This is a genomic window from Pygmaiobacter massiliensis (assembly GCF_900199435.1).
Taxonomy (GTDB): Bacteria; Bacillota; Clostridia; order Oscillospirales; family Ruminococcaceae; genus Pygmaiobacter; species Pygmaiobacter massiliensis.
The window spans coordinates 155,212-172,318 of sequence record NZ_OAML01000003.1; the positions used below are offsets into that span (position 1 = coordinate 155,212).

Below are 17,107 nucleotides of genomic sequence, written 5' to 3' on the forward strand. Positions count from 1 at the left end.
TGTCGGCGCGTTTTTCTTGCTTTAACACGAAAAAAATTCAAAATTTTTATTTTTTTTACATAAAGCATGGCAGAGGTGAGGACAAAGCATTAGTGGAATGCTTTCCGCAATACGGAATGGATGAATACTATAAGGAGGTGCTTTTATGTGGAAGGAAACAACAATGAGCTTGGGTCAGTCGCTGGTCATTTCAGGCATGGGAATACTGATCGTCGTCGCCGCGCTGGCTCTGCTTGCAATTGCCATCATCGTTCTGTCTAAAATCGTAGGTGTTTTGACAGGCGGCGAGAAAAAAGCGGCTGCAGCCCCTGCACCCGCAGCGGCTCCGGCTGCTCCGGTGAACAATCTTGATGAGGAGGCTTATGCCGTTCTCATTGCAGCGGTCAGCGAGGAAACTCATATGCCGCTCACATCTTTCCAGATCACAGAGATCAAAGAGATCGGTTGATTGGAACACAAAAATCCAGAGCGAATTAACAATTAAAATTACATTAATTTTAAGGAGAATGAATCATGAAATACGTTGCAACTCTGAATGGTAAAAAATACGAAGTCGAAATCGAGAAGGTTAGCGGCGGCTACCAGTCCTTCACCCGCGGTGCAGCAGCACCCGTTGCTCCGGCTCCCGTAGCAGCACCCGCTCCCGTAGCAGCACCCGCTCCCGTGGCAGCTCCGGCTCCCGCAGCAGCACCCGCTCCCGCAGCAGCACCCGCAGCAGGCGCAACCACCGTTAACAGCCCGATGCCCGGCAACATCCTCGATGTTAAAGTTGCAGCAGGCACTGCAGTAAAAGCTGGCCAGGTTCTGGTTGTCCTCGAAGCAATGAAAATGGAAAACGAAATCGTTGCTCCGGTTGACGGCACTGTTGATTCCGTGAACGTCAAAAAAGGCGACATCGTTGAAACCGACGCTGTCCTCGTTGTGCTGAAATAAGGAGGATAAATCAACATGAGCTTTTCTGCTATTCTGTCTCAGATCGCGGCCGAATCCGGTTTTGCCGCGCTGGCGACGAACTGGCAGAGCGGTGTGATGATCCTGATTTCTTTTGTTCTTATCTATCTCGCAATTGTAAAGAAATTTGAGCCGCTCCTGCTTTTACCGATCGCTTTCGGTATGTTCCTCGCCAACCTGCCGATGTCCGGCGTTTTCTCTTACTTCTACGAAATCGAGCATTGGTACGATGCGGGCGTTATCGGCGTCATGTATGCCGGTGTTAAATCCAGCCTCTTCCCCTGCTTGATGTTCCTCGCAGTCGGCGCTATGACCGACTTTGGCCCCCTGATGGCAAACCCGATCAGCTTGCTGCTCGGCGCTGCTGCACAGCTTGGTATCTACTGCGCATTTATCTTCGCAAATGCTACCGGCATGTTCACCCCGCAGCAGGCAGCTGCTATCGGCATCATCGGCGGTGCAGACGGCCCGACCGCTATCTATGTTGCGAACAACCTGGCTCCTGAGCTAGTCGCACCTATCGCGGTCGCCGCGTATTCGTACATGGCGCTGATTCCGATGATTCAGCCCCCCATCATGCGTGCCCTTACCACTAAAAAAGAGCGCGTCATCAAAATGGCACAGCTTCGCAAGGTTTCCAAAACTGAAAAAGTTATCTTCCCGGTTTTCGTTGCAGCTTTCTGCAGCCTCCTGCTTCCTTCCGTTGCTCCGCTGCTCGGTATGCTGATGCTCGGCAACCTGATGCGCGAGTGTGGCGTTGTTGAGCGTCTGTCCGATACCGCACAGAATGCACTCTGCAACATCATCACCATCATGCTTGGCCTCTCTGTCGGTGCTACCGCACAGGGCGCCATCTTCTTGAAACCTCAGACCCTCGCGATCATCGCAATGGGCCTTGCCGCATTCTGCTTCTCCACCGTTGGTGGCCTGCTGCTCGGCAAAGTGCTCTGCATTGTCACCAAGGGTAAAATCAACCCGCTTATCGGTTCCGCAGGTGTTTCCGCAGTTCCGATGGCAGCCCGCGTTGCTCAGCTTGAGGGCGCAAAAGCTAACCCCACCAACTTCCTGCTCATGCACGCTATGGGCCCGAACGTTGCAGGTGTTATCGGCTCCGCAGTTGCGGCAGGTTTCTTCCTGACCGTATTCTAATGAGCTACCCGCAGTAACTATACAAAAGAGAAACACACACCTGAGCTGCCTAGGCGTATTTAACCTACAGCTTGGGTGTGAGTTTCAATAAAAAGTATGGTCCGCAAAAACAGTTTCATGCACAGAAGCGACTTATTGCAGATATATTTGCTGCAAAGCTTTTTTGCCCGTTGCTTCATAAAATTGTTTCCCTTATAAATTTGAAAATTATTTTAGGAGGTTTTCATTTTGTCTGAGTCTAAAGTAATGTCTCTGCATGATGCCGTTGCAAAATATGTGCACAACGGCGACCACATCTGCCTTGGCGGTTTTACCACCAACAGAAAGCCCTATGCGGCTGTTCGTGAGATCCTGCGTCAGGGTCAGGGCGAGTTCATTGTCGAAGCTGGCCCTGCTGGCGGCGACTGGGACATGCTGATCGGCGAAAAGCGCGTTAAAGCTTACATCAACTGCTACACTGCTGACTCCGGTGTCACCAACGTTTCCCGCCGCTATCGTGCAGCTTACGAGGCCGGCGAGCTGACCTTGGAAGACTACTCTCAGGACGCACTGATGATGATGCTGCATGCAGCTTCTCTCGGTCTGCCGTTCCTGCCGGTTCGTCTGATGATGGGCTCCTCCCTCGTGGACGAGTGGGGCATCAGCAAAGAGACCCGCGAGACCATCGACAAACTTCCCAACGATAAATTCGTGTACATTGACAACCCCTTCAACCCGGGCGAGAAAGTTGTCGCACTGCCGGTTCCGCAGCTCGACACCGCGATCATCCACGTGCAGAAAGCTTCTCCGGACGGCACCTGCCAGATTGAAGGCGACGAGTTCCACGACGTTGACATCGCTGTTGCAGCGAAAAACGTAATCGTAACCTGCGAAGAGCTGGTTTCCAACGAAGAGATCCGTCATGATCCTTCCACCAACTCTATTGCTCCGTTCTGCGTTGCAGCTGTCTGCCACGTTCCCTATGGTGCATGGCCTGCACAGTGCTACAACTACTACGACTACGACAACGCAATGCTCAAAGAGTACGGCGAGGCAAGCAAAACTGAAGAAAACTTCAAAGCATTCCTCGACAAATACGTCTACGGCGTTAAAGATCACTACGAGCTGCTCAACATCGTTGGCGCATCTCGCCTGGTCAAGCTGAAGAACGTGCCCGGGTTTGGCTATGCCACCCAGGTGAAATAAGGAGAAGGAGGGTAAACACAATGGCAAACTATAAGAATTACACCAACAAAGAAATGCAGGCTGTCGCGATTGCTCAGCTGATCCAGAACGGCCAGATTGTTATTGTCGGCACCGGTCTTCCCCTGATCGGCGCTTCTCTGGCAAAACGCGTGTTCGCACCGGAGTGCCAGCTGATCGTCGAGAGCGGTCTGATGGACTGCTCCCCCATCGAGGTTCCCCGTTCTGTCGGTGACAACCGCTTCATGGCTCACTGCGCAGTACAGTGGCCGAACGTTCGCTTCATCGGCTTTGAGGCAAACGAGTGGTTGCACAACAACGAGCGTCTCATCGCTTTCATCGGCGGTGCTCAGATCGATCCGTACGGCAACGTGAACTCCACCTCCATCGGTGACTACCACCACCCGAAAACCCGCTTCACGGGTTCCGGCGGTGCTAACGGCATTGCAACCTTTGCAAACACCGTTATCATGATGCAGCACGAGAAACGTCGTTTCATCGACCACATCGACTACGTCACCAGCCCCGGCTACATCGATGGCCCGGACGGCCGTGCCAAAAAAGGCCTGCCGACCAACCGTGGTCCTCAGATGGTCGTTACCGACCTCGGCATCATGAAATTTGATGAAGAGACCAAACGTATGTACCTGTATGCATACTATCCGACTTCTTCCCCCGAAATGGTCAAAGAGAACACCGGTTTCGATATCGATGTTTCCAAAGCAATTCAGCTGGAGGCTCCCTCTGAGGAAGTTATCCGCATGATTCGCGAAGAGATTGATCCGGGCCAGGCATTTATTAAAGTGCCGGTTGAAGAGAAATAATAGCATATAAGGCAGGGTCCGCCCGGACAATGCTCCGGACGGACTTTGCACTTTATCAAAAGGAGAAACGCAAATGAGCATGAACGAATATTCGATGCCCGGCTATTTCCAGAATATGCCCGTCATCGGCACTCCTGTTGCGCCCAATGCTGAGAACGAAACTGAGCTGCGCGCTGTAGAGCAGGAAATCCACGAACTCTCTGAAGCTGCTCTCGACGCAGGTCGCAGCACCGAGTCTCTGAACGCTTCCGGCCAGTGGACCGCAATGCAGCGCATTGAGGCCCTCGTCGACGAAGGCACCTTCTGCCCCCTGAACACCCTTTACAACCCCGAGCACAACGATCACGGCACCACCGGTATCGTTAAAGGCCTCGGCCGCGTTGAGGGCAAATGGGCTCTTATCATTGCTTCTGACAACAAGAAGCTCGCAGGTGCATGGATCGGCGGCCAGGCAGAGGACATCCTCCGCGGCACCGACACTGCAAAAACCCTGCACATCCCCGTTATCTACCTGCTGAACTGCTCTGGCGTTAAGCTTGACGAGCAGGAGAAGGTATACGCAGGCCGCCGCACCGGTGGTACTCCGTTCTTCCGCGCAGCAGAGCTGGCACAGCTTGGTGTGCCCATCCTCGTCGGCATCTGGGGCACCAACCCGGCAGGCGGCGGCTACCACTCCATCAGCCCGACCATCCTGATCGCTCACAAAGATGCGAACATGGCAGTCGGTGGCGCTGGCATCCTCTCCGGCATGAGCCCGAAGGGCTATGTCGACCTTGAGGGCGCAAAACAGATCATCGAAGGTACCAAAGTTAAAGTTGCAGCTCCGGGCTCCATCGGCGTGCACTTCAACGAGACTGGCTTCTTCCGTGAAGTTTATGCAGAAGAAATGGGCGTAATCGAAGCTCTGAAGAAATATATGAGCTACCTGCCCGCTTACAACCTCGAGTTCTTCCGTGTCGATGACCCGCGTGAGCCCCAGTTCAACGCTGAGGACCTGTACAGCATCGTCCCGATGAACCAGAAAAAGGTTTACAACTCTTACGAGATTCTCGCTCGTCTGATCGATAACTCCGAGTTCAGCGAGTACAAAAAGGGCTATGGCCCCGAGATGATCACCGGCCTTGCTAAAATCGACGGCCTGCTCGTTGGTATCGTTATGAACGCTCAGGGCATTCTGATGAACTACCCCGAGTACAAACAGGGCGCAATCGGCATCGGCGGCAAACTGTATCGCCAGGGCCTCATCAAGATGAGCGAGTTCGTCAATATGTGCAGCCGTGATAAACTGCCCATCATCTGGGTTCAGGATACCACCGGTATCGATGTTGGCGACGAGGCAGAGTGCGCAGAGCTTCTCGGCCTCGGCCAGTCCCTCATCTACTCCATCGAGAACTCTAAAGTTCCCCAGATGGAAATCACCCTCCGCAAAGGTTCCGCTGCTGCACACTACGTGCTGGGCGGCCCGCAGGGCAACAACACCAACGCGTTCTCCATCGGCACCGCTGCAACTGAGATCTACGTTATGCACGGTGAGACCGCTGCTTCTGCTATGTACAGCCGCCGCCTTGCAAAAGACGACGCTGCTGGCAAAGACCTGCAGCCGACCATCGACAAGATGAACGACATGATCCAGGAATACTACAAAAAATCTCGTCCGAAGTTCTGCGCAGAGATCGGCCTCGTTGACGAAATCGTCGATCTGCCCGTACTCCGCACCTATATGCGTGCATTCACCGACGCAGCATACCAGAATCCGCAGGCTATCTGCGCATTCCACCAGATGCTGTTGCCGCGTGCTATCCGCGAGTTCCAGACTTTCGGCAAATAAGCAAACGCAGTTTTATGTAAAAACGGCAGTTGCGTGATGTTGGGAAGCTTCACGTGACGAGAAAGCAGCCGGGCAGAGCACCGGCAGCACACTGTCAGGGATAGGCGGTGTGCCAGCGGCTCTGCCCTTGCTGTTTCTATTGCTGTATGGCTGCACGGCAGCCTTATAATGAATCAAGCCGAGCAGTGTTCGGTTTGAATAGCGAGAAGGTTATAGTAGCACAGCTTTATGTGACAACTGAATACCTTTACATACATCCATTCCATGGGAGCTGCGCAGAAAAGGGGAAAGTTTTTCTGTGTTGGGAGTAGATGTAGTCGGTCGCATCAGATTTTGTGAGAAACTACTGTAATTTTCTCTGCGAACGACAAAATGTGAGTGGAGTGAAAATTTTTGGAAATTACTACTATTGAAATCGGTATGTTCCAAACTTTGGCCATTGCAATTCTGGCCATCTATTTGGGCGAATTTCTGCGCAAAAAAATTCCTGCAATCAAGAAGTATTGCATCCCCGCGGCAGTTGTAGGCGGCACCATTTTCGCAATCGTCACCTGCATTCTGTATGTGACCAACGTGGTTGCATTCTCTTTTGATTACAACACAATGAACACCTTCTTCTACAATGTGTTCTTCGCGGCAAGCGGTTGTGCTGCAAGTCTTGCTTTGCTGAAAAAAGGCGGCAAGTTGGTCGTTATCTTCTCGGTGCTGGCTGCTGTGCTTGCAGCATTGCAGAATGCCCTTGCACTGGGCGTTGGCACCGCAATGGGCATGAACCCTCTCGTCGCACTGATGGCAGGTTCTACCCCGCTGACCGGCGGCCACGGCAATGCTGCTTCCTTCGGCCCCATCGCAGAGGCGATGGGTGGCACTGGCGCAGTTGAAGTTGCAGTTGCTGCTGCAACCTTTGGCCTGATTGCCGGTTGCATGCTCGGTGGCCCGATGGGTCGCCGCTTGATTCGTAAAAACCAGCTCGACAAGAACTACAAAGGCACTGACGGAAATGAACTGGAAGAAGTCAGCAGCATCAAAGCTTTCGTAAGCAGCGAGCGCGCTTTTAAAGCAGTTTACATTTTGCTTCTCGCTTGCGGCCTGGGCCAGACCCTTTTCAAAATCGCTAAGATCCTTCTGCCGAGCGTCAACCTCCCCATCCACGTTATGTGTATGCTGGGCGGCATCATCGCTCGTATGATCCTGGACGGCACCAAAAAAGGTGACGATGCTCTTTATGAGACCATCGACATCATCGGCGAGATTTCTCTTGCTATCTTCGTGTCGCTGTCCATCATCACCATGAAGCTGTGGCAGCTGGCTGAGCTGGCTCTGCCTCTCATCACCATCCTGGTGCTTCAGCTTATCCTCATCTACTTCTTCTGCACTATTATCACCTATCGTGCATGCGGCAAGAACTACGATGCAGCAATCATCGCAACTGGTCACTCCGGCTTCGGCCTGGGCGCAGTGCCCGTTTCGATGGCAACCATGACTTCGGTCTGCAACGAATACCACTATTCCAAGCTGGCATTCTTTGTAGTACCCCTCATCGGTGGCTTTATTAGCAACCTTACCAACTCTGCGATTATCACTACCTTCTTGAACATCGCGCAAGGTATGTTATAATCTAATTGAATTATGATGCCATACACAGGGGTCTCCCCGTCTGTTTTGGCATAGCCCTAACCTCGGCTGTCTTTGTACAGCCGGGGATTTTGGGGCGAAAGGCCTTTTTGGTTTTTGGCAGGTCCTTTCAACCTGTTTAGAAAATTTATTTTGCCATAAAGTAAGGAAACGGTAAATTATGAAAGATATTTATACTCTCGGTATTGATGTCGGCTCCACAGCATCCAAATGCGTGATGCTGAAAAACGGCACAGAAATCGTTGCAAAATCTCTTATCGGCGTTGGCGCCGGCACCAGCGGTCCGCAGCGCGCCATCGACGAGGTGCTTGCAGCAGCAGGCAAAACCAAAGAAGAGATGGATTATATTCTTGCAACCGGCTATGGCCGCAACTCGCTGCTTGAAATCGCTGATAAACAGATGAGCGAGCTGTCTTGCCATGCACGCGGCGCATACTTCCTTTTTCCGGAAGTTCACACCGTTATCGACATTGGCGGCCAAGACGTAAAAGTGTTGCACATAGATCAGGGGATGATGACCAATTTCCAGATGAATGATAAATGTGCTGCTGGTACCGGGCGTTTTCTTGACGTCATGGCACGCGTGCTCGAAGTTAAGGTCAGCGACCTTGCCGAGCTGGGCGCAAAATCCACCAAAGAAGTCGGCATCAGCTCTACCTGCACTGTGTTTGCAGAGAGCGAAGTCATCAGCCAGTTGGCAATGGCGACCGACAAATGCGATATCATCAACGGCATCCACCGCTCGGTGGCAAGCCGTGTAGTGGGCCTTGCCCGCCGCGTCGGTGTGCAGGACCAGGTAGTTATGACCGGCGGTGTTGCACAGAACACCGGCATTGTCCATGCGCTGGAAGAAGAGCTGGGACATACTGTCCACACCTCTCCGCTTACCCAGTACAACGGTGCACTTGGCGCAGCCCTGTTTGGCTGGGAAAAGTGCAGCCGCGAACAGTAAATAATGGTGCGTGCACGCGGGTTTCCGTGCACGCGCAGTGAATTCTGTTGTCCAATTTATTTTATATATTTTACGATGGAGGATTGAAACAAATGGCTGAAATCGAAAACAATGCCGCAGCAGCTCCCGCTGCAAAACCGGCAAAAAAAACCAGCCTCGGTGCTACTGCCCTGCGTCAGGTTGTTACTGATGTTTATGCAGCTGCATGGGAAGCAAAAAAACGTGGCGAGCCGGTAGGCTGGTCTTCTTCCAAATTCCCTTGCGAAATCGCAGAGACTTTGGGTCTGGCCGTTGTTTACCCGGAAAACCAGGCTGCTGGTATTGCTGCACAGCATGACGGCGAGCGTATGTGCCAGGCTGCAGAAGAGATGGGCTTTGACGCTGACATCTGCGGTTACGCACGTATCAGCCTGGCTTATGCTGCAGGCGTTGAGACCACCAACGAGTCTCGCCGTATGCCCCAGCCGGACTTCGTACTTTGCTGCAACAACATCTGCAACTGCATGACCAAATGGTATGAGAATATTGCGCGTATGCACAATATCCCCCTTATCATGATCGACGTCCCCTACAACAACAGCGTTGAAGTAGACGACACTTATGTTGCGTACATCCGCGGCCAGTTTGATGATGCTATCAAACAGCTGGAAGAAATCTCCGGCCGCAAATTTGACGAGAAGAAATTTGAGCAGGTTTGTGCAAACGCTAACCGCACTGCAAAAGCATGGCTGAAAGTTTGCGATTTCCTGCAGTATAAACCCTCCCCGATGTCCGGTTTCGACCTGTTCAACCACATGGCTGACGTTGTTACCGCACGCGGCAAGGTTGCAGCAGCAGAAGCATTTGAGCTGCTTGCAAAAGAGCTCGAAGAGAACGTTAAGAGCGGTGAATCCACCCTTCCGTTCCCCGAAAAATACCGTATCATGTTCGAAGGCATTCCCTGCTGGCCGGAGCTGAAGGCTCTCTTCAAACCCCTCAAAGCAAATGGCCTTAACGTTACTGCTGTTGTTTACGCACCGGCATTCGGCTTTGTTTACAACAACATGGACGAAATGATGCGCGCATACTGCAAAGCACCGAACAGCGTTTGCATTGAGCAGGGCGTTGATTGGCGTGAAGGCATCTGCCGCGACAATAAAGTTGACGGCGTGCTGGTTCATTACAACCGCAGCTGCAAACCCTGGAGCGGTTACATGGCAGAGATGCAGCGCCGCTTCACCAACGATCTGGGCATTCCCTGCGCTGGCTTCGATGGTGACCAGGCTGACCCGCGTAACTTCAACGAAGCACAATATGAGACCCGCGTTCAGGGCCTCGTAGAAGCTATGGAAGCACGCAAAGCTGCAAAAGAGGAGGGCAAGGCATAATGAGCATCGAAATTTTGCTGAACGAGTTTAAAACCGTAGCCGAAAATCCGGCAAAGCAGCTGGCTGACTTTAAAGCAGCTGGCAAAAAAGTTATCGGCGTTCTGCCCTACTATGCACCTGAAGAGCTGGTGTACGCTGCAGGCATGGTGCCGATGGGCATCTGGGGTAGCAACACCAAAACCATCAGCATGGCAAAAGAGTATTGCGCCACCTTCTACTGCACCATTGCACAGCTGGCACTCGAGATGCTGCTTGACGGCACCATGGACCAGCTGGACGGCGTTATCACCCCGACCATCTGCGACACCCTGCGCCCCATGAGCCAGAACTTCCGTGTTGCACTGAGCCACAAACTACCGGTTATCTTCTTGGCTCACCCGCAGAACCGCTTTGCTGATTATGGCCTGAAATTCACCATGGATCAGTATGGCAACGTTCGCAAAGAGCTGGAGAAAATCGCTGGCAAAGAGATGACCAACGAAGACATCCAGAACGCAATCCGCGTTTACAACGCAAGCCGTGCTGCTCGCCGTAAGTTTGTCAAACTGGCAAGCGATCACTGCGACGTAATCACTGCAACCAAGCGCAGCGCTGTGCTGAAAGCTTCTTGGTTCATGCTGAAAGACGAGTACACTGAGAAACTCGAAGCCCTCAATGCAGAGCTCGAGAAACTGCCGGTATGCGATTGGAAGGGCACCAAAGTTGTTACTTCCGGTATCGTTTGCGACAACCCGAAACTGCTCGCTATCTTCGAAGAAAACAACATTGCAATTGCTGCTGACGACGTTGCACAGGAGACCCGTGCTTTCCGTGTAGACGCACCGGAAAATGCAGACGCAATGATGTCTCTGGCTCTGCAGTTTGCTGCACAGGACTACGAAGTTCTGCTGTACGACAAATTCTCCAGCCAGAACCGCCGTGGCGAATTTGTTGCCAACCTCGTTAAAGAGAGCGGCGCTCAGGGCCTCGTACTGTTCATGCAGCAGTTCTGCGACCCCGAAGAGATGGAGTATCCCTCCCTCAAAAAAGCGCTTGATGATGCAGGCGTTGCCCACATCAAACTGGGTGTTGACCAGCAGATGCGTGACTTTGGTCAGGCTCGCACCGCGATTCAGGCCTTTGGCGACGTGCTGGAGATGCGCAAATAATTCTGGCAATTTTGCCGGTGAAAGCGCATAGCCGTATCGCTTGAATACACCTCCCTAATTATCCCGCAGGTAGACACTATGTCTCCCTGCGGGATATTTTTTTGTTTACTCGTAGGCCGCGCTAGATTAGCTGTCTTTTTATAATCAGTATCATAGGCAAAGTTGGTGGTATAAGTACCCTGTAAGCTGAAACACCAGGCAGGTTGCACAACAAAGAGGTCGCATAGTACAGCAAGATGTGTGCGTATGTCTGAAAAACTGTTTTTTGGCACATTCGTGCTTTACAACTTTATCACAATAAAGTATAATAATGCCAGACGATAAAAAGCGCTTAAATGTGCCATAAAGAGAGAAATAGGGGAGATATTTAAGATGAAAAAAACATTATCCGTTCTGCTTGCTGCCGCACTGGCGCTAAGCTTCACCGCCTGCGGTTCTTCCGCTTCATCTGCTGCTCCTGGTGCAGAATCTGCTTCATCCGCTTCCTCCGCCTCCAGCTACGCAACCACGCTTGCGGATATTAAGGAAAAGGGCCAGCTGATTGTAGGCCTGGACGATACCTTTGCACCAATGGGCTTCCGCGATGAAAGCAACAACATTGTCGGTTTCGACATCGACCTTGCCACTGCTGTTTGCAAAGAGCTTGGGGTAGAGCCGGTTTTTCAGCCAATTGACTGGGACGCAAAAGAGCTGGAACTTTCCACAGGCAAAATTGACTGCATCTGGAACGGCATGTCGATTACACCGGAGCGCGAGGCGGACATGAGCCTTTCCAAGCCGTACCTCAACAATAAGATTATTATTATGACGAATAAGGGTGTTACTATCTCTTCAAAAGAAGAGCTCGCCAATTATAACCTTGGCACACAGGCAGATTCTTCTGCACTCGAAACCCTGAAAGCAGACCCGATTTATGCAAAAATCGAAAGCAAGCTTACCGAGTATAAAACCTACGACCAGGTCATTATGGATATGCAGACCGGCCGATTGGATGCCATGATTGTGGACGAAGTGCTGGGTCAGTATAAAAATGCACAGCTCGAAAATGTGTTTGGCGTGTCGGAAGTTGACTTTGGCGAGGACCTGTATGCGATCGGCTTCCGCAAAGGAGATACCGAGCTGACTGAGGCAGTGAATGTCGCAATCAAAGCCTGCATCGACAACGGCACTGCGGCTGAAATTTCTGAAAAATGGTTTGGCACCGATATTCTTGTAAAAGAGTAAAAGACGCCAAGGGGCGCAACAGTCCCCAAAATCAATATTTTGTTTCTGTGGATAGGCAGAGCGGCGGAGGAAAACTTCCGCCGCCTTTGCTGTCTGTAGAAGGATGAGCGCAACAACCGCTGAAGCCAGAACAAGCGCACGAGGAACTCGACACAGTTGAAAAAATGACCGTGCGTCTAATTGGCTGAAATGCATTTTCAAATTATAGAAGAGCGGCAAGGCCGCGGAGGAAACAGATGGATATCTCCTATATTTTAAGAATCATGCCAGCACTCATGCAGGGGCTTGGCGAAACCCTCAAACTCTTTTTGCTTACGCTGGTGTTTGCATTGCCGCTGGGGATGATGGTTACGCTCGGCAATATTTCCCGGGTGCCGCCGCTGCGCTGGCTCAGTCGCCTGTATATCTGGGTGTTTCGTGGTACGCCGCTGATGCTGCAGCTATTTTTTGTGTATTATGGCTTGCCTTTTCTGGGACTGCGGTTCGAGCGCTTCCCAGCGGCAGTGCTGACTTTTGTACTTAACTATGCCGCTTACTTTGCCGAGATTTACCGTGCAGGCATTCAATCGATTGACCGTGGGCAGCATGAAGCGGCAAGAACGCTTGGTTTTACCCATTGGCAAACGATGCGGTTTATCATTATCCCGCAAACGGTCAGCCGGGTAATACCGCCTGTTTGCAACGAAACCATCACGCTGGTGAAAGATACTGCTCTTGTTACCGCAATTGGCGTAGGCGAGCTGTTAAAGGCCGCACAGGGCGCGGTAAACCGCGATGTTAACATTACGGGGTATGTTCTGGCGGCGCTGATTTACCTGCTGCTGACCTTTGTACTGACGGTTATGTATGAGCGGCTGGAAAAACGATTTAGCCGGCATGAGAAAAAGGAGGCGTGAGCGCTGTGCCCATTTTAACAGTAGAAAATGTTACGAAAAAGTTTGGTGCCTTTGAGGCGCTGCGCGGCGTTTCTCTGACCGTGGAAAAAGGCGAAGCAGTCGCCATTATTGGTTCGTCGGGCAGTGGTAAATCCACTCTGCTGCGCTGCGTAAACGACCTTGAGAAAATTACAAGCGGGCGCATTTTGATTGACGGAGAACCTCTGGCGGATACGGTGGACGGAAAAGCGGTCTATCCGCCCGAGCGGGAGCTGCGCCGCCTTTGTATGAAAACCGGCATGGTATTTCAGCAGTTTAATCTTTTTCCGCACCTGACCTGCCTTGAAAATATCACGATTGCGCCGATTCAAATTCTGAAAAAGAACCGAGTTGACGCAGAGGCAGATGCGAAGCGACTGTTGCAACTGGTGGGGCTCGAGAATAAGGCTGACAGCTACCCGGCGATGCTCTCGGGTGGGCAGCAGCAGCGCATTGCGATTGCGCGCGCACTTGCAATTGACCCCGAAATTTTGCTGTTTGATGAGCCGACCAGTGCACTGGATCCAGAATTGACTGCCGAGGTTACCGCTGTCATTGCAAAGTTGGCACAGCAGAACATAACGATGCTGATTGTCACTCATGAAATGGAGTTTGCGCGCTCGGTAGCAGACCGCATTTTATTTTTTGAAGACGGCGAAATCATCGCAGAAGACAGTGCCGAAGAATTTTTCTCGAACCAAAAAAACGAGCGCATCTGTCGTTTCTTAAACGGATTTCAGAAATAACACAAAAAAACGAGCCGGTGGCCTGCCGTTTGGCAAGCACCAGCTCGTTTTGTATTATGTATTAGCCAGAAGCTTCAAAAAGGCAGCTTAAAAGCGGCCACGCATCAGGTGTTCACTGAAGAATATCCCATGTTGTAAGAAAGTTCATCGGCGTGCTGTTTTACTATTGTGCTGATTTGCGCACCGTGCTCGTTGTCAATACGGGCAGCGGGGGCAATGATGCCGATAGAGGCAATCACCTTGCCGTCTGAGGAGAAAATCGGTGCGCCAACGCCCACTGCGTCTTGTATGTAATCTCCGTAAGAAAAGGAAACACCGTTGCGGCGAATACGGTCCAAGCTTTGCAACAGCTCCTCCGGTGTGGGGGAGGTGACATCAGTAGCAGGGGCCAGCTTCACATTGATATAGTTTTGGATAAATTCTTCGTCCTGATAAGCCAGCAGGGCTTTGCGGATTGCACCACAGTGTAAATCCACCGCCGTGCCAAACTTTTCGACGACTTTAAGAATGTTAGCGCCTTCCACTTTGTCCAGCACAAGCCCTTTGTTGCCCGCCCGAACAATAAGAAAAGCGTCTTCGCCGGTAGACTGCGACAAATCCAGCAAGACAGGCTTTGCAAGATCTTGCAGCCGCAGGTTATGTGAGGCGGAAGAGCCCAGAGAAATTAGGGCTGGCCCAAGCCGATAAAGATGGCTGGTCTCGTCCTTGGTGACGTACTTTCGGGCACAGAAGGTTTGTAAAATACGGTGAACAGTGCTGGGAGGAAGTGCAAGCCGATCAGACAGCTCTGAAATAGAGAAAGATTTATCAGAATCTTTTAGCATTTCAAGCAGGTCAATCGCGCGCATCAAACTTTGGATCATGGAAAAAGCTCCTTTGCGTATTATCAATTCTCAGTAGGCTGCAAGCATAAATTTTGCTGCGCCAAGCTGAGAAAATAGTTGATTTTAAGCCTCTTATAGCATACAACTAAATTCCATAATGTGCAATAGCTTTCGCATTCTAAAATGTTTAACTTTGCTTTTCTTAGAAAAATTTGTTAAAATCAGCATAACACAATCAACAAAAAGCGCAAGAGCCAATTTTAATAAGAATTGCTTTTTGTTTTCCATTCGCTTCGAGTGCGCTGCAAAAATCCAGGTTTGAGCAAGCGGAAATATTGCGGTTTTTCAGAAAGGTAAGGGCACAAAAATGAAAATTACAACGCTAATCGAAAACGAGGCCCCTGAAAGCGGACAGCTTTGTGCAGAACACGGCTTATCGATGCTGGTAGAAATAGATGACCAGCGCTTTTTATTTGATACGGGGGCAAGTGGTGCCTTTTTAGACAATGCAAACACGCTTGGCGTATCACTGGCACCGCTGGATGCTGTCATCATCAGCCACGGGCATTTTGACCATAGCGGCGGTGTGGCCCGGCTGCTGCAAGAGTGCCCTGCGGCGCGGCGCTTTGTACTGGGCAAGGGCTACTTTGAAGAAAAATATAAACGCACGCCGGAACAGACCCGCTACATCGGCACACATTTTACCCGCCAGCAGCTAGAGCTGGCAGGTGCAGAGCTGGTTTGGGTAGAGGGCAAACAGCAGCTGTCAGACCACCTTTGGGCGGTCGGTGGGTTTGAGAGAACCAATGATTTTGAAGCACTCAACCCTGCCTTTGTACTGGGAGAGCAGGGGACGCAGCCAGACCCGTTTGCAGACGAAATCGCACTGGTGGCAGAGTGCCGCAAAGGCCTTGTGGTGCTGGCAGGCTGTTCGCATGTGGGGGTAGTTAATCTGCTGCGCACAGTACAAACCCGTTTTGCACAGCCCATCTATGCGGTTATCGGCGGCTCGCATCTGGTTGAAGCAGATGAAAATCGCATCCAAAAAACGGCGCAGGCGCTGGAGGAAATGGGAATCGAGAGATGCCTCTTGTCCCATTGCACAGGCGCCGCCGCGGCGGATTATCTGCGCAACCAAAACAAGGTACCGTATGGAGAGAACCACACCGGAGATGTGTGGGAGTTTGAATGCTGAAAAAACAAAGAGCGGTGCTCGGATTGACAGGCCGGAGCGATGCTCGTATAATTAAGGTGAATTTTAAGTAAGGCTCCTTAACAAGGCAGCCGCAAAACTTTTGAATTATTATCGCTGCTTCTTTATGCACAGGCTGCCTTTGCCGGCAGCAGAGCGCGCAAGAAACCCAGCCAAAGCCCCTGATTTAAGGGTATGCTTTGTGCTGGGTTTTTATTTTGAAAAAATGCAGGCGTGCAAGGGAACTGAACGCAGTAAAAGAACAGACTTTTTGTTCTAATCCGTGCGAAAAGCCAAATATTTGACGCAACTTTTTAAAATAGAAAGAGAGGGAAAATCGATGCTCAAAAATGAAATAGAAAGCTATCTTGCAACGCGCCCCGGCAAAGTGGCGGTGGTCTGGCGCGACCTGATAAGCGGAGGAGACTTTTCAATTGCAGGAAAAACGCGGTTTGTTTCGGCAAGTACAATTAAACTGCTGATTATGGCAGAGCTGCTGGACCAGATTGCCGCCGGACGGCGCTCGCTCAGCGACCACATTTTACTTACACAGGCCCGGGTTACGGGCGGTGACGGTATTTTGAAAGAGCTAAGACCAGGCCACAGCTTTGCACTGGAAGAAATTTTGACGCTGATGATTATTGTCAGTGACAATACCGCTACCAACCTGCTGATAGACTTACTGGGGATGGATGCGATTAACGCGCAAGCAAGAAAGCTGAGATTGCGGGAAGCACAGCTTGGCCGCAAAATGATGGATACTGAGGCGAAGCGGCAAGGCCGCGAAAATTATATCTGTGCCGAGGACATGGCAAAGATGCTAGAGTTGATTTACCGCGGTACCTTGGTCGACGAAAAAATGAGTCGCACCGCGTTGGAAATTTTGCTGCGCCAACAGCAAACAGGCCGGTTGCAGCTGTATTTACCCGAAGAAATCCCCGTCGCCCACAAATGTGGAGACCTTGATTGCCTGGAGCATGATGGCGGACTGATTTTGGTGGAAGGGCATCCTTACTTGCTCGTGGTACTCACCGAGCAGAACCCCAGCAATCGAGAAGGGCGTGAAACAATAGGAACCATTTCTAAAATGGTGTATGATGCGATGCTTGCCCGCTAGAGCCATAAGAAATACAGCGCGTTGCAGCAGGCCGTGAGTTTTCCACACTCAAAA

General features: G+C 51.3%; 16 protein-coding genes. 15 read left to right on the forward strand and 1 reads right to left on the reverse strand.

Translation table 11 applies throughout. The features are described 5' to 3' along the window. Positions 1 to 145 precede the first annotated feature (145 nt). The 13 genes from C1A11_RS05220 to C1A11_RS05280 all read left to right on the forward strand — a co-directional run bounded on the left by C1A11_RS05220 (position 146) and on the right by C1A11_RS05280 (position 13,920). Positions 146 to 448: an OadG family transporter subunit gene (locus C1A11_RS05220; protein WP_102049455.1), complete on the forward strand. Its 303-nt coding sequence runs from the start codon at positions 146 to 148 to the stop codon at positions 446 to 448. A 65-nt stretch (positions 449 to 513) separates the two neighbouring features. Beyond that, on the forward strand, positions 514 to 933 hold the full coding sequence (locus C1A11_RS05225) for a biotin/lipoyl-containing protein (RefSeq protein ID WP_102049456.1): 420 nt from the start codon (positions 514 to 516) through the stop codon (positions 931 to 933). A gap of 15 nt (positions 934 to 948) precedes the next feature. Then, complete coding sequence (locus C1A11_RS05230) at positions 949 to 2,100, forward strand: sodium ion-translocating decarboxylase subunit beta (RefSeq protein WP_102049457.1); 1,152 nt, start codon at positions 949 to 951, stop codon at positions 2,098 to 2,100. A gap of 228 nt (positions 2,101 to 2,328) precedes the next feature. Then, a complete protein-coding gene (gene gctA / locus C1A11_RS05235) occupies positions 2,329 to 3,285 on the forward strand; it encodes a glutaconate CoA-transferase subunit A (RefSeq protein WP_341458130.1) in 957 nt (318 codons plus the stop codon). A 20-nt stretch (positions 3,286 to 3,305) separates the two neighbouring features. Next, positions 3,306 to 4,106 (forward strand): glutaconate CoA-transferase subunit B, encoded by an 801-nt coding sequence (gctB, locus tag C1A11_RS05240; protein WP_102049459.1) that lies wholly within the window; start codon positions 3,306 to 3,308, stop codon positions 4,104 to 4,106. Positions 4,107 to 4,179: 73 nt separating this feature from the next. Continuing rightward, complete coding sequence (locus C1A11_RS05245) at positions 4,180 to 5,934, forward strand: acyl-CoA carboxylase subunit beta (RefSeq protein WP_341458131.1); 1,755 nt, start codon at positions 4,180 to 4,182, stop codon at positions 5,932 to 5,934. Positions 5,935 to 6,327: 393 nt separating this feature from the next. Further along, positions 6,328 to 7,551 (forward strand): sodium/glutamate symporter, encoded by a 1,224-nt coding sequence (locus tag C1A11_RS05250; RefSeq protein WP_207653946.1) that lies wholly within the window; start codon positions 6,328 to 6,330, stop codon positions 7,549 to 7,551. A gap of 178 nt (positions 7,552 to 7,729) precedes the next feature. Next, positions 7,730 to 8,521 (forward strand): (R)-2-hydroxyglutaryl-CoA dehydratase activase HgdC, encoded by a 792-nt coding sequence (hgdC, locus tag C1A11_RS05255; RefSeq protein ID WP_102049460.1) that lies wholly within the window; start codon positions 7,730 to 7,732, stop codon positions 8,519 to 8,521. 92 nt (positions 8,522 to 8,613) lie between these two features. Then, the gene (locus tag C1A11_RS05260; protein WP_102049461.1) at positions 8,614 to 9,888 is read left to right on the forward strand and encodes a 2-hydroxyacyl-CoA dehydratase subunit D; all 1,275 of its coding nucleotides are present in this window, start codon (positions 8,614 to 8,616) and stop codon (positions 9,886 to 9,888) included. Next, positions 9,888 to 11,036 carry a (R)-2-hydroxyglutaryl-CoA dehydratase subunit beta gene (gene hgdB, locus C1A11_RS05265; protein WP_102049462.1) on the forward strand — a complete coding sequence of 383 codons (1,149 nt, stop codon included), beginning with the start codon at positions 9,888 to 9,890 and terminating at the stop codon, positions 11,034 to 11,036. Before C1A11_RS05260 ends, hgdB begins: the two co-directional genes overlap by 1 nt. 372 nt (positions 11,037 to 11,408) lie before the next feature. Continuing rightward, positions 11,409 to 12,260, forward strand: a complete 852-nt coding sequence (locus tag C1A11_RS05270; protein WP_102049463.1) for an amino acid ABC transporter substrate-binding protein — start codon at positions 11,409 to 11,411, stop codon at positions 12,258 to 12,260. Between the two features lie 242 nt (positions 12,261 to 12,502). Next, positions 12,503 to 13,156 (forward strand): amino acid ABC transporter permease, encoded by a 654-nt coding sequence (locus C1A11_RS05275; RefSeq protein ID WP_207653953.1) that lies wholly within the window; start codon positions 12,503 to 12,505, stop codon positions 13,154 to 13,156. A 5-nt stretch (positions 13,157 to 13,161) separates the two neighbouring features. Further along, complete coding sequence (locus tag C1A11_RS05280; protein WP_278335972.1) at positions 13,162 to 13,920, forward strand: amino acid ABC transporter ATP-binding protein; 759 nt, start codon at positions 13,162 to 13,164, stop codon at positions 13,918 to 13,920. Between the two features lie 104 nt (positions 13,921 to 14,024). Here the strand turns inward: C1A11_RS05280 and C1A11_RS05285 are convergent, their stop codons facing one another. Further along, positions 14,025 to 14,783, reverse strand: coding sequence for an IclR family transcriptional regulator (locus C1A11_RS05285; protein ID WP_102049465.1), 759 nt, complete (start codon positions 14,781 to 14,783; stop codon positions 14,025 to 14,027). Positions 14,784 to 15,111: 328 nt separating this feature from the next. Between C1A11_RS05285 and C1A11_RS05290 the strand changes: the two genes are divergently transcribed. Together C1A11_RS05290 and C1A11_RS05295 are read left to right on the forward strand one after the other, a co-directional pair. Next, positions 15,112 to 15,939: an MBL fold metallo-hydrolase gene (locus C1A11_RS05290; RefSeq protein WP_102049466.1), complete on the forward strand. Its 828-nt coding sequence runs from the start codon at positions 15,112 to 15,114 to the stop codon at positions 15,937 to 15,939. A 337-nt stretch (positions 15,940 to 16,276) separates the two neighbouring features. Further along, positions 16,277 to 17,053 carry a serine hydrolase gene (locus C1A11_RS05295; RefSeq protein WP_102049467.1) on the forward strand — a complete coding sequence of 259 codons (777 nt, stop codon included), beginning with the start codon at positions 16,277 to 16,279 and terminating at the stop codon, positions 17,051 to 17,053. Positions 17,054 to 17,107 lie beyond the last annotated feature (54 nt).

What these genes read in the sequence shown, in the direction of transcription:
- C1A11_RS05225 (WP_102049456.1), top strand. Translation starts at nt 514, where the DNA reads ATGAAATACGTTGCAACTCTGAATGGTAAAAAATACGAAGTCGAAATC.
- C1A11_RS05230 (WP_102049457.1), top strand. Translation starts at nt 949, where the DNA reads ATGAGCTTTTCTGCTATTCTGTCTCAGATCGCGGCCGAATCCGGTTTT.
- C1A11_RS05220 (WP_102049455.1), top strand. Translation starts at nt 146, where the DNA reads ATGTGGAAGGAAACAACAATGAGCTTGGGTCAGTCGCTGGTCATTTCA.
- C1A11_RS05290 (WP_102049466.1), top strand. Translation starts at nt 15,112, where the DNA reads ATGAAAATTACAACGCTAATCGAAAACGAGGCCCCTGAAAGCGGACAG.
- hgdC (WP_102049460.1), top strand. Translation starts at nt 7,730, where the DNA reads ATGAAAGATATTTATACTCTCGGTATTGATGTCGGCTCCACAGCATCC.
- C1A11_RS05245 (WP_341458131.1), top strand. Translation starts at nt 4,180, where the DNA reads ATGAGCATGAACGAATATTCGATGCCCGGCTATTTCCAGAATATGCCC.
- C1A11_RS05260 (WP_102049461.1), top strand. Translation starts at nt 8,614, where the DNA reads ATGGCTGAAATCGAAAACAATGCCGCAGCAGCTCCCGCTGCAAAACCG.
- C1A11_RS05295 (WP_102049467.1), top strand. Translation starts at nt 16,277, where the DNA reads ATGCTCAAAAATGAAATAGAAAGCTATCTTGCAACGCGCCCCGGCAAA.
- C1A11_RS05285 (WP_102049465.1), bottom strand. Translation starts at nt 14,783, where the DNA reads ATGATCCAAAGTTTGATGCGCGCGATTGACCTGCTTGAAATGCTAAAA.
- C1A11_RS05270 (WP_102049463.1), top strand. Translation starts at nt 11,409, where the DNA reads ATGAAAAAAACATTATCCGTTCTGCTTGCTGCCGCACTGGCGCTAAGC.
- gctB (WP_102049459.1), top strand. Translation starts at nt 3,306, where the DNA reads ATGGCAAACTATAAGAATTACACCAACAAAGAAATGCAGGCTGTCGCG.
- hgdB (WP_102049462.1), top strand. Translation starts at nt 9,888, where the DNA reads ATGAGCATCGAAATTTTGCTGAACGAGTTTAAAACCGTAGCCGAAAAT.